Below are 12,543 nucleotides of genomic sequence, written 5' to 3'. Positions count from 1 at the left end.
GAGGCCAGAATGAGCCTCAGCGTTTGTTCATGCCGAACATGAACGGCTTTGCCTTCGCCAATTGGCTGGTCACGTCGTCGTCGAGCGAGAAAATCTTTTTCTCGACCTGCAGTTCCATCTCGGGCATCCCTTTGCTGAAGTCGAGCTTGGCGTAGTCGATCCAGATCACGTTCGGCGCGTAAGTGCTCTCAAAGTAGTAGCGCCCTCTTGTCAGGTCCTGCACCGTCCGGAAGATCGTGCTGGCGACATTCGGCCTGTCCGGGTCGCCAAGGCCAAAGGGCACCGAAACATTCCGGATGACGCTGAACATGAATGCCGCACCTTCCTCGCGGCTGGCTGGCGTTGGCAGGCCGTTGGCGTAATACGCCGCCCGCACGAATCGGTCCGTCGGGGTCCGCTCGCCGGGCAAGGGCTTGTCTTCGCCGAACGTGCGATACTGCTTCAGGTTCTCGATCTGCTTGTCGTAGGTCGGCTCGTTGGTCATCACGGTGAACCGCTTGTCGTGATAAATCCTAGCCTTGCCGTCGATGTATTCGATCACAGCCGAGTCGCCGGATTTGTCTGAGAGCGAAACATGCACCAGCGTCGGATAGCCGTTCGGCAAAATCAGCGGTTCGATTTGAAACGTGAATGACTCCTGCGCTTCGACAGCTTCAGCAACCGTCGCGTAATTGTCGAGGTAATACTGCACCCATTGCATGATGCCGATCGCTTCGCGCTTCGGGTCACGTTCGCCGAAGGCGGCTTCGACGGCCAGATATAATGCGTGAGCGCTCAGGCCCTTCTCGTTGACCCCCTCATGGGTGCCGATGTCATAGGCCGAAAGGACCGCGCTTCCATATTTGGAGGTCCACTTGTGTGGATTCTCGGCCACAGCTCCCTTTCGCTCGATCCCGCGTGGATAGATGCGAAAGGCGGAACTGGCCTTCTCGGTCCAGTCCTGCGTCCGGCCGACGAACACCTGCCCATCCCCGGCGCTCCAGAGAACGCGCGTGCATGGCAAGGCGCTTGAAGTTGAAAACAGCACAATAACAACAACAGCAAATGCTCGTCGCAAGCCATGACGCATTTGAATGCCTCCTAAGTCGCTTTCCGTCGAATGTGCGACTTGTGCAATCGGCCTAAAGGCTCGTCGTTCCAGCCCGTCCGGTGGTCCCCGTCAAGTCACCCAAGCAGCTTATTTTATGACGGGTTTTGGCACCAGCTTGAGTGTAACCTTCAGAACTGCTCCAACGGGCGCCGCGCGGCGGCGTGCGGAATTCCGGGCCTGTGCTGCAGAACCGGGAATGCACGGGAATGCCGCGCCGACGCCGCGAATGCATCCCGACGGCGCGATGGCCGTTCATTTCGCATTGCCTCGTCCCTCATCCGCATCTGACGCTCCTTGTTGAATCGCGGGGAGGCGATTGTAAGGGCGGGTGAACAGGTGGCGCGGGACGCTTTAGTTCTGCACATCACCCAAGGCGGCTATTGTCACGGCTCCGATCGAACCGCACTCACCCGACTTTCGCAACAAACTCTTGCACCTCGCAAAGCCCTGATTTTCGGGAGGTCGGCCCGTGTTGCGGAATTCTTGATTTATGCGACAGGACTAGAGGGTGTTATGCACCTTGGATCATGAAATCTGCTGCGCGCTTGAGCATGAGACATGCGAAGGCGACGACGTGGAGTCCTGCGAGGGTCTGAGCATAGCGCTCGTAGTCTTTGACGAGCCGCCTGCATCGCGTCGCCCAGGCGAATGAACGCTCGACCACCCAGCGCTTGGGCAGCAACACGAAGCCTTTTTTGGCCTCGGCGAGTTTGACGACGCAAAGCTCGGCGCCCTGCGCCTTTGCGGCCTCGGACGCCTTTTCGCCGGTGTAGCCCTGATCGACATAAACGAGTTCGACGCTTTCGCCTGTCACATCCTGCACGGCTGCGATGAGCTTGCCGACCTCGGCGCGGTCATCGACATTCGCCGGCGTGACATGCAACGCCAGCAAATGGCCCAATGTGTCGACTGCCATGTGCAGCTTCGAGCCGCGCTTTCGCTTCGCGCCGTCATAGCCCGCTCGTGGGCCGCTCTCAGGGGTCGAGCGCAAGGTGCGGCTGTCGATGATCGCCGCCGTCGGCTCCGCCGCCCGCCCGGAAGCGACGCGCAACTGGGCGCGCAGATCCTGCGCAAGCGCCTCGAACACGCCCGCCGACAGCCAGCGCTGCGATTGCTGATACACGGCGAACCATGGCGGCAGATCGTTGGGCATGGCGCGCCAGGCGATGCCGTAGCGCAGCACGTAACGCAGGCCGTTGAACAGCTCGCGCAGCGAATGTTGACGCTGCGGCGCGCCTTCGTCCATGAGCGTCAGATAAGGCGCAACCAGCGACCATTCTTCGTCGCTGACGTCAGACGGATAAGGTTTGCGAATCGGAGACATCCGATTCTACTAAGACAATCAATCACCAAAGTACATAACACCCTCTAGACTTGCTCCTCTACAAGTCGGAGCAGCGACTCGTTAAGGTGACGAGACCTACGTCTTAAAGTCGTTCATCTCTGTCACTCGGGGTAGTTCCGCAGCGAGCGCATCAATGGCAACTCGGACGCGCAGCGGCAGGTGAGTAGCTTCAGGCCAGACTGCGTGCGTATCGGTCACATGCGATGTTAAAGCATCGAGCACGGGTACTAAGCGCCCTTCAGCTAGATCATTTCTCACGAGCCACCAAGGCAGCCATGCAAGACCGGCTCCAGCAATCACTGCGTCGCGAATTGCGCCGAGGTCGTCGAGACGCAGCTTGTGCGGCGGCGTGACGGTGGCGATGTCTCCGTGGCGACGTGTGAATTGCCAAGGCAATACCTGACTGCCTCTCCCGTATAGAACGGCCGTGTGTGTCGAGAGATCGCCCAGCTTAACTGGAACCCCTCTCGTCGCAATATAGGATGGCGATGCGCATACACGCATGTACTGGTGAGCCAGTCGACTATGAACAGCGGCGGCAAAGTGTACCACTGAACCGGCTTTGGGGGCTGCTTTGACGGCGGCGCAAAAGTGTACCGGTCCTGATAGGCCGAACTCGATGTCATCGACTGGCATGGAGAGGCCGAAAGGATGTTCACAGTGGAACTCTATGCCCGGGTGAGACGCGCGGTGATGGCGGAAGGGCTGAGCCGCCGGGAAGCGGCCAGGCGCTTCGGCGTGCACCGCAATACGATCACGAAGATGCTTCAATATTCGGTTCCGCCGGGGTATCGGCGTCGGGAGCGGCCGATCTCGAAGAAGCTGGGGCCGTATATGGCCTGGATCGACAAGGTCCTGGCGGATGATCGGCTTGTTCACGCCAAGCAGCGTCATACGGCACAGCGGATATTCGAACGGCTGCGGGACGAAGAAGGGTTTTCCGGCGGTTACACGATCGTCCGGGAATATGTCGCGCAGGCGCAGTTGCGGTCGCGCGAGATGTTTATTCCACTCAGCCATCGACCGGGGAATGCGCAGGCGGATTTTGGCGAGGCGGACGCCTATATCGCCGGCAGGAAGGTCCGCTTTCATTATTTTTGCATGGACCTGCCGCATTCGGACGGCTGCTTCGTCAAGGCCTATCCGGCGGAGACGGCGGAAGCCTTCTGCGACGGCCATGTCGCGGCCTTCGCCTTCTTTGGCGGCGTCCCCCAGTCCATTCTTTACGACAATACGCGTCTCGCGGTCGCCAGGATCGTGAAGGGTGGAGAGCGTCTGCGTTCGCAAATGTTTGCGGAACTCCAGAGCCATTACCTTTTTGCTGATCGCTTTGGCCGGCCCGGCAAGGGGAATGACAAGGGCAAGGTCGAGGGGCTTGTCGGCTATGTCCGGCGCAACTTCATGACGCCACTGCCCGTGGCGGAGAGTTTCGAGGCGCTGAACGCGAGGTTCCTGGACGCCTGCACGAAACGACGGCGGGCGATCCTGCGCGGCCAGTCGACGCCGATCGGCGAACGCATGCAGGCGGATATGGCGGCATTCCTGCCGGCGCCGCCGGCTCCCTATGACGCCTGTCACAAGGTCGCGACGCGCGTGTCGTCGATGGCGCTGGTGCGCTACCGCAACAACGATTACTCGGTCCCGATGCGCTTCGGCCATCGGGAGGCGCTGGCCAAGGGCTATGTCGATCGGGTCGAGATTGTCTGCGGCGGGGAGACCATCGCCGTGCATGCGCGCAGCTACGGCAAGGCCGAGTTCATCTACAACCCGCTGCATTATCTCGCTTTACTCGAACACAAGAGCCGCGCGCTCGATCAGGCCGCGCCGCTCGACGACTGGCGGCTTGCCGACTGCGTGCATCGTCTGCGGCGGCTGATGGAGGCGCGCATGGGGAATAGCGGGCGCCGCGAGTTCATCCAGGTGCTGCGGCTGATGGAGGACTTTCATCAGCATCAGGTCGAACAGGCGGTCGCGGAGGCGCTGCGTCTTGGCGCGATCAGCTTTGACGCAGTGAAGATGCTGCTGCTGGCCAGGCTGGAGAACCGGCCCGCGCGGCTCGATCTGACATTCTACCCCTACCTGCCGGCGGCTACGGTCGGCGCGACGGATCCGCGCGCCTATCTCGGGCTCGTCGCCGGCGCGAGCGTCATCGCGGGCGTCATGGACTCGAACGCGGGGGGGCCGGCATGACCATCTCGCATGAGCCAGGTTCGCAGACGATCGTCGCGCCGCAGGTGCTGCTGGGTAATCATCTCAAGGCGCTGAAGCTTCCCACCTTCGCGCGCGAATATGAGAAGGTGGCGCTGGAGTCGGCGCAGGACCGCGCCGATTACCCGCGCTATCTGCTACGCCTGTGCGAACTGGAGCGCATTGATCGCGAGCGGCGCAATGTCGAGCGCCGCATCCGGCTGGCGCGCTTTACGCAGGTCAAAAGCCTCGACACATTTGACTTTACCGCCCAGCCTTCACTCAACAAGCCGCTCGTGCTGGAGCTGGCGCGGTGCGAATGGATCGAGAAGCGACAGAACTGCATCGCCCTTGGGCCAAGCGGAACGGGGAAGACCCACGTCGCGCTCGCCCTGGGGCTCCGCCGCCTGCCAGAAGGGGTTCAGCGTCGCGTTCACGACCGCCGCGGCTCTTGTGCACGAACTGATGGAGGCGCGCGACGAGCGCCGCCTGCGCGCGCTGCAAAAGCATCTCAACACCGTCAAACTGCTGATCGTCGACGAGCTGGGCTATGCGCCGTTCACGACGGTCGGCTCAGAGCTGCTCTTCGAGGTCTTCAGCCAGCGCTACGAACGCGGCGCGACGCTGGTGACCAGCAATCTGCCCTTTGATGAATGGACGTCGGTGTTTGGCTCCGAGCGTCTCACCGGCGCATTGCTCGACCGGCTCACCCATCATGTCCACATTCTGGAAATGAACGGCGAGAGCTATCGGCTGGCGACCGCAAAGAAAGCGCAACGGCGAAACCGCGATCTCCCCGACGCGCCCGCAATCGACAAAGGAGGCGCCGACACGACGAACTGATCGCCGTCGCGCGCGTTGAACCGCGCTGCGCTACGCTCCGCGCGCCTCAACGCCCGCGTCAACTAAACTACAAGGGCCGTGCGGCCCTTTTCTCGAAACCAGACCGGTACACTTTTACCCCGCCTTCATGCACATTTTGTCCCCGCCATTGACAAACGCCCAACTTCGAACGTGACACCGACCTCAAAGCATACCGCGCTTGGCAGGCGAAGAAAGATCGCCACCCATACTGAGTTAAGGCCTATCCGCTCGGCGGACAAACGTTTGCAGACGTCCGCGCCCGCCGCTTTGTCCGCTGAGCGTGGACGCTAGGTCCTGTGGACTCTTGGGGGGATTCCCGAATCGGGGTCGAGATGATTCAAGGCTTTCTTTTGAGGAGGAAGCCTTGGGCGTCTCGGAGCGACTGGTTCTTACGGATCCGCAATGGGCTCGGATATCTGGCTTGATCATTGGCCGCCCGGATCAGCGTGGGTCCACGGGGCGCGACAATCGCATGTTCGTTGAAGGGGTTCTGTGGCTGGTGCGCACGGGTTCGCCCTGGCGCGACCTTCCCGAAGCCTTTGGTGAATGGAACAGCGTGTTTCGGCGTTTCAGCCGCTGGAGCGAGAAGGGCGTATGGTTTCGGTTGTTCGAGGCCTTGGCTGACGATCCCGACTTTGAATATCTGATCGTCGACTCCACCATCGTCCGGGCGCATCAGCACGCCAGCGGCGCAAAAGGGGGGCTCAAAATCAGGCCATCGGCCGCTCGCGCGGTGGCCTGAGCACGAAAATCCATCTCGCCGTGCGCGGGCTCGGTTGTCCTGTTCGCTTTCGCCTCACCGCCGGGCAGTCGGGCGACGCGCCGCAAGCCCTCGCCCTTGTCGAAGGTCTGCAAGCGGACCTCGTCATGGCCGACACAGCCTATGATTCCGATGCGTTCCGCAAAGCGATCGCAGCCAAAAATGCGACGGCCGTCATTCCCAACAACCCATCCCGGGCCATAAAGCATCCGCTCGACGCGCATCACTATGCGCAGCGTCACCTCGTCGAGTGCTCCTTCAGCAAGCTCAAGCAATTCAGGCGCGTCGCCACGAGATATGAAAAAACCGCGAAAAACTACCTCGCAGTTGTGACAGTCGCAGCCATCGTCCTCTGGTTAAGGTAAGTGTCCACAGGACCTAGAGGGTGTTATGCACTTTGGAGCATGAAATCTTCTGCGGTGCGATTGAGCATGAGACATGCGAAGGCGACGACGTGGAGTCCTGCGAGGGTCTGAGCATAGCGCTCGTAGTCTTTGACGAGCCTTCTGCATCGGATCGCCCAGGCGAATGAACGCTCGACTACTCAGCGCTTGGGCAAGAGAACGAAGACCTTCTTCGCCTCGGCCAATTTGGCGACGCAAAGCTCGACATCCTGCGCCTTGGCAGCCTCTGCCGCCTTCTCGCCGGTGTAGCCCTGATCGACATAAATCAGCTCAACGCTCTCGTCGGTCGCCTCCTGTATGGCGGCGGCGAGCTTGCCGACTTCGGCGCGGCCGTCGACATTCGCCGGCGTGACATGCAACGCCAGCAAATGGCCCAATGTGTCGACTGCCATGTGCAGCTTCGAGCCGCGCTTTCGCTTCGCGCCGTCATAGCCCGCTCGTGGGCCGCTCTCCGGAGTCGCGCAAGGTGCGGCTGTCGATGATCACTGCCGTCGGCTCCGCGGCGCGCCCGAAAGCGACGCGCAAGAAGGCGCGCAGATCCTGCGCCAGCGCCTCGAACACGCCCGCCCCCAGCCACCGCTGCGATTGTTGATACACGGCCGACCACGGCGGCAGATCGTTGGGCATGGCGCGCCATGCGATCCCGTAACGCAGAACGTAATGAAGGCCATTAAACAGCTCGCGCAGCGGATGTTGACGCTGCGGCGCGCTTCGTCCTTGCACGTCAAATAAGGCACGACCAGCGACCATTCTTCGTCGCTGACGCCGGACGGATAAGGCTTTCGAAGCGGAGACATCCGATTCTATTAAGGCAATCAATCGCTAAAGTACATAACACCATCTAAAACCTAGGTCTAAACTAAGACCGTCTGTCAAATTCTTGCCACTCACTTTGAGCAGCACGCCGATTGACTGAACCTCCGCGATTGAGGATTTTCGTGTCTCAGACGCCCGTCAGGTTGGAAGCCGGTCCGCCCGGATGGTAGAACGTCACCGGGGCTCGCGATAAGAATCCATTTGGAGCACGCCATGTCCAATGATCAGAACATGAAAAAGGGCGCAGAGGCAGCGGGCGCAAGCGCGCCGAACGTGACGCGTCTTTATAATCAGCGCGGCCCGATCGATCGACGGAAGCTGTTGACCGCCGCGACGACCGGCATCGTGGGGAGCATTCTGGGCGCTCGATCGGCCACTGCGGGAGGTCTCCTGTCGCGGCTGATGGGAGAATCCAATCCGCTGGCTCCCTCCGCTTCCGCGGCGGAATCCAGCGCGCTCCGTCTCGCCACGCTGGGCGATTACGTTTGGCTTACACCGACCAAACTCGGCGGCGGCGCGCAGGTTCAGGATCTCGCGACCGGCAAGACGATGGCCTGGATCGAATATTGGAACTATGGCGACAGCTGCCCGATCGCCCACCATCTCGCCGCCTTCCCATCGGCTGATCCGCGGAAGGGCTTCGAATTCCTGAATTCCACGCAAGGCGCTCAGAATGTCCTCATCTACGGGATTCCCACACAAATCCGCGAACATGGCATGCTCGATCCGCTGTGGGGTCAAGGCAACCAGATTTATCGCGTTGGTTTTGATGGCCAGCAGATGAACCTGCTGGAGAATATCGCCGAGACCACGGGCATCGGCCTTGGCGTCCACACGGTGATTTTCCCGGATGCATCGGGCTTCTCAGTCTCCGACGGTCAGAAGGACATCGTCGCTTTTTTCAAGCGCGCCACCGGATACAACAAGACCGAAGTGATCGACGCCTTCCGTTTCGACTGGATCGGCAACGAGTCCAACGGTTTGCTGCAGGACAACTGGTTCAAGGGCGGCAAGGTGCGCATCAGCCGCCTCGTCAAGGCGCCCGAAACCGGCCTCTATGATTATCGCGGGATCAAGGGCAACAAGCTGGAATGGGAAATGGTGCCGATGGGCGAATATCTCGCTTATACCGGCCAGCTTCCCGGCAGCGACGTCAAGGCGCTGACGGGCGCGGACAACTGCGTGCATCACCCGATCCACCCGCTGTCGCTCGTGACGCTTCGCATGTTCTCTGTCGGCGTGGTCTTCGACCGCACGACCATGGAGCCGGTCGCCGCGGTTTCCTCACCGGATGGCACGTCGAAAGACGCGCTTCCCATCAAGAAGATCGCCGACGGCATCTGGGAACTGACGCTCGACAACGTCGTGACCTCGGGCCATGAATGCGGCTTCAGCCCCGACGGCAAGTGGTTCACCATGACCAACAACACCCGTCAGAACAGCATGGGCGTGTTCAACTGCGAGGATCGCGATCCGCGCAACTGGAAGCGCGTCACCGTCTTCAAGGACTCTCATTGGACAGGATCGACGCCGAGTCCCTTCCACATCACCTTCTCGATGGACGCCTCGAAAATGTTCGTCTCCGAGTTGCATCAAAAGCCGGCAAAAAGCTCGATCGTCGTCGTCGACACCAAGAGCTGGACGACGATCAAACGCTTCGAGAATGTCGGCGTCGACACGCAGACGATGCATGTCACTTACGACGGCAAATATGTTCTGGCGATCTTCAGCGGCTTCCAGCGGCTGGAAGGCGGGACTTTCATCTTCACCCAAGATACACTCGAGCCTGTCGGCTACATCCCGAACTTCGGCGGGCACCATGACTGCGTGATTGTTCCGAGAAACAATCAGGAACTGATCCACAGTCGCTCGACGACTGTCTGAGGCAGGAGAGGTTGAGTGGCTGCTTTTGAACATCGTCTCGCTTGCGTCATCAACGCCGATGGTTCGATCGCGCGCGGGTATCTGATCGATAAATGCGAAATGACGAGTGAAGGGGTCTATGTCGTGAGCTGTGGGATCCCACTCCAGAACTCGGCGAAGACGAATTTCTCCTGTGTCATCGGTAGCGTGGCTTATGAGTCTGTTGAGCCTGGTTTTTGCACGGTTGGCCTCCTGGAAAACCCTGTGCAAATGCGGGTCTGCACCTATGGCGTGAGTGGGAAGCCGTCACGACGGTCTTTTCATCTCGCCTGCTTCAGGGATCAGTAAGCATCCCGACAACAACGGCGGCCCGACTTCAACGTCGGGCCGCTTTTACGCGTAACCCTGAGCCTCCCATGTCATACCGGTCCCGCGCGCGCTTTCTTCTGCTGAGGCTCGCCTCGCAAAATGTCGCCCGCCGGCTGCTGCGCAGCGTCTTCCTCGGCCTCGCCATCATGATCGCGGTTGGCGTCGGATTTTCCGGGGCTATTCTCGGATGGTCGTTGCGGGACGGTATCGTCACCAGCTTCTCGCGCATGGGCGCCGATCTCGGCATCGTGCCGCAGGGAACGCTGGTCAATCTCACCAGCACGCTTCTCACAGTGCAACCGACGGAACTCGAACTGGATACACAGCTCGGAGAGGCGCTTCATCAAATTCCCGGGGTCGCCAAAGTGGCGCCGCAACGGCTCGTCGAGGCGGGCGTCGAGGGTCGTGCAATCCGGCTTATCGCCTATGATCCGGACGCCGACTTCACGGTCGAGCCGTGGTTGCCACAAGGCCAACGCCGTTCACTTGCCCCTACCGGGCTGCTCGTCGGTGAAAGGGTGACGCAAAAGCCCGGTGAAGCGCTCTCGGTTTGTGGCCGAACCCTGACGATCGATGGCAGGCTGGGCCATACGGGCGTCGGTCCCGTGGACGAATCCTACTTTCTCACTTTCGCCGGTCTCGAACAGCTGATCGATGCGGCCCGACAGATGCGTCCAGACGGCGCGCCGGCGCCGCACGAGACCGGCGATTCGCACCATCACCACCACATGGGCGCCGAATGTCTGCCGGACCTCGCGCCAGGAAGGGTTTCCGCCTTTCTGCTGCAACTGGCGCCGGGCGCCTCGCTCGAACAGGCGCGTTTCGCCATCGGACAGATACCGGCGATCAAGGTCGTTTCGGGCAATCCGATCTTCACCGCAGCGCGTCAATCGCTCGGGACCCTCGTGTGGGGCGCCGGCGCTTTCGCCGCGCTGCTCCTGATGGCGCTGCTGTTCGTCGTATCGCTGCTGTTTTCGGCGATCGTGCAGGAGCGCTATCGCGAGATCGGCATGTTGCGCGCGATGGGTGCGCGGCCCCGCCAGATCATCACGCTCACTTTGCTCGAGGCGCTCCTCATCACCGGAATAGGAGGAGTTGCCGGCGTCGTATTCGGCATATCCCTGATCTTCCTCGCGGCGCGCTCCCTCGGGTTTTATTTCACCTCGCTGGGCGTGCCCTTCGAGGGCCCGCCGGATGGCTTCATCATCGGCGCGGGCGCCGCGTCCCTGTGTTTCGGCCTCATGCTCGGCCTCATCGGCGCCCTGTTGGCGAGCCGTCAGGCGATGCGCCTGGAGCCGGCCCGCATGATTCAGATGGAAAGCGCGCCATGATCCTCCGGGCGACACGCTTGCAGAAGTCCTACGGCGACGGCGAAAAGCGCGTGGACGCAGTGGCGGACGCCGATCTCTTGGTCGAGGCGGGGGAGTTCGTTTCTATCGTGGGCCGGTCGGGATCGGGCAAATCGACGTTGCTTGCCATGATTGGCGCGCTCACGCGGCCCACAGGCGGGGAAATCGCCATCGGTGGCGAGATCCTCTGGTCGCTCCCCGAGACGCGCCTCGCCGACGTCCGCCGTCGAGAGATCGGTTTCATCTTCCAGTTTTCGAGCATGCTCTCCAATCTGCGCGCCATCGACAATGTGGCGCTTCCCGCGCTGCTCGGCGGGGATGCCCCGCCCGAGCAGGTTTACGCGCGTGCGCATGATCTACTGACACGAGTCGGCCTGTCTCGCCGCTTGTCGGCTTTCCCTGGTGAAATGTCGGGCGGCGAGCAGCGTCGCGTCGCCATCGCTCGGGCGCTAATCAATGCGCCGCGCCTGCTTCTCGCCGACGAGCCGACGAGCGATCTCGACGAAGAAACCGAGCGGGAGATCGTATCGTTGCTGCAGGCGCTGCGGGCCGAAGAGGGCTTCGGCATGGTGATGGTCACGCACAATCGGGACCTTGCCGGACTCGCGGACCGCGTCCTGGAAATGCAGCAGGGCGTCCTCACGGCGCTCGGCGGCGTCTGCATCGAGGCGCCGCCGCGCTTCGCTACGCCAATTGTGCTGCCTGCGCCAGCCCGACATGAGCCACCGATCGTCGCCGCGACCGAGGGCGCGCAGGCGTTTCATAGGCTTGGCGGCAATCTCTGGGCGGGCGTTCGGCGGGCGGGCGTCGTCGCCGGAGTATTGTTTGGGCTCGCGTTCCTGCTGAACGAGGGCGTGGCTCGCTACCAACGGTATGAAATTGAGGCGCACCGCGCGCGTCTCGCCGCTTTGGAGGAACTCGCAACCTCGACCCTGCGCAGTGATATTGCCTCGATCACGAGTCTCGGCGCTAACCGCTTCGAGGTGACGATTTATATCGAAAACACCCGTCAGGACCCGCCGATCTATGTCATGTCGCCAAGCGTGCTGGCCTTTGTGCAGGTTGGGACCGGCTGGCAGGAGGCGCCGCTCACGCCGATCGCGGAAGCGACCGCGGCGGTGCTGAAAGTTACGGGCCGCCAGCTCTATCGCTTTACGCTTGAGGCAAGTGTCGACAAATTCACCGAACTGCTTCCCCACTACATGCATGTGCGTTTCGCCAATAACATGTTGATTAGCCCTGAGAGCACGCCGAAGGATGAGTTGTTCCAGCGCAACGACAACTATTACGTCTATCTGAAGCCGGACGACGTTTCCGACGAAACAATCCTCAAGGACGTCCACTTCCCGAGCGCGCCGCCTTTATGGATCTGGATGCCGCCGCATTAGAATGAGACTTGGTAATTGAGAACCCCACGGAGCGTGTTCTGGGTAAAAGACGGGGCCGACGAGGAGATTTTTCGAGTAATGTGTGGTCGGAAGTGGTCGCCGCACCGA

The 12,543-nt window shown here is 61.2% G+C and carries 8 protein-coding genes and 2 pseudogenes; 6 read left to right on the top strand and 4 right to left on the bottom strand.

Going from position 1 to position 12,543, the window contains the following annotated elements:
- Positions 1 to 16 precede the first annotated feature (16 nt).
- The 3 genes from MET49242_RS18430 to MET49242_RS26675 all read right to left on the bottom strand — a co-directional run bounded on the left by MET49242_RS18430 (position 17) and on the right by MET49242_RS26675 (position 3,071).
- A complete protein-coding gene (locus tag MET49242_RS18430) occupies positions 17 to 1,069 on the bottom strand; it encodes a linear amide C-N hydrolase (RefSeq protein WP_036285121.1) in 1,053 nt (350 codons plus the stop codon).
- 532 nt (positions 1,070 to 1,601) lie between these two features.
- Positions 1,602 to 2,414, bottom strand: a complete 813-nt coding sequence (locus MET49242_RS18425; protein ID WP_036279258.1) for an IS5 family transposase — start codon at positions 2,412 to 2,414, stop codon at positions 1,602 to 1,604.
- 96 nt (positions 2,415 to 2,510) lie between these two features.
- The gene (locus tag MET49242_RS26675) at positions 2,511 to 3,071 is read right to left on the bottom strand and encodes a LysR substrate-binding domain-containing protein (RefSeq protein WP_084679201.1); all 561 of its coding nucleotides are present in this window, start codon (positions 3,069 to 3,071) and stop codon (positions 2,511 to 2,513) included.
- Positions 3,072 to 3,086: 15 nt separating this feature from the next.
- On the opposite strand from MET49242_RS26675, the gene istA reads away from it, so the two are divergent.
- From istA to MET49242_RS24455, 3 genes and pseudogenes are all read left to right on the top strand, one after another.
- Positions 3,087 to 4,625 (top strand): IS21 family transposase, encoded by a 1,539-nt coding sequence (gene istA / locus MET49242_RS18420; protein ID WP_051134304.1) that lies wholly within the window; start codon positions 3,087 to 3,089, stop codon positions 4,623 to 4,625.
- Positions 4,622 to 5,465 (top strand): annotated as a pseudogene (gene istB, locus MET49242_RS18415) (IS21-like element helper ATPase IstB). The gene istA and the pseudogene istB overlap by 4 nt, the downstream one beginning before the upstream one ends.
- Positions 5,466 to 5,850: 385 nt before the next feature.
- A protein-coding gene (locus MET49242_RS24455; RefSeq protein WP_144259567.1) for an IS5 family transposase occupies positions 5,851 to 6,611 on the top strand; the annotation gives its coding sequence in 2 pieces (ribosomal slippage) (positions 5,851 to 6,184 and positions 6,184 to 6,611; 762 coding nt in all).
- A 23-nt stretch (positions 6,612 to 6,634) separates the two neighbouring features.
- On the opposite strand, the pseudogene MET49242_RS18400 reads toward MET49242_RS24455, so the two are convergent.
- Positions 6,635 to 7,447: pseudogene (locus tag MET49242_RS18400) on the bottom strand (IS5 family transposase).
- 232 nt (positions 7,448 to 7,679) lie between these two features.
- Here MET49242_RS18400 and MET49242_RS18395 point away from each other — a divergent pair.
- The 3 genes from MET49242_RS18395 to MET49242_RS18385 all read left to right on the top strand — a co-directional run bounded on the left by MET49242_RS18395 (position 7,680) and on the right by MET49242_RS18385 (position 12,435).
- Entirely contained in the window at positions 7,680 to 9,350 is a 1,671-nt protein-coding gene (locus tag MET49242_RS18395; protein WP_144259687.1) for a hypothetical protein, read from the top strand.
- A gap of 395 nt (positions 9,351 to 9,745) precedes the next feature.
- Positions 9,746 to 11,029 carry an FtsX-like permease family protein gene (locus tag MET49242_RS18390; RefSeq protein ID WP_036285120.1) on the top strand — a complete coding sequence of 428 codons (1,284 nt, stop codon included), beginning with the start codon at positions 9,746 to 9,748 and terminating at the stop codon, positions 11,027 to 11,029.
- A gap of 17 nt (positions 11,030 to 11,046) precedes the next feature.
- The gene (locus MET49242_RS18385) at positions 11,047 to 12,435 is read left to right on the top strand and encodes an ABC transporter ATP-binding protein (protein WP_244430850.1); all 1,389 of its coding nucleotides are present in this window, start codon (positions 11,047 to 11,049) and stop codon (positions 12,433 to 12,435) included.
- Positions 12,436 to 12,543 lie beyond the last annotated feature (108 nt).

The sequence above is a fragment of the Methylocystis sp. ATCC 49242 genome (genome assembly GCF_000188155.2).
Lineage (GTDB): Bacteria > Pseudomonadota > Alphaproteobacteria > Rhizobiales > Beijerinckiaceae > Methylocystis.
This window is presented reverse-complemented; position numbering and strand designations above follow the sequence as displayed.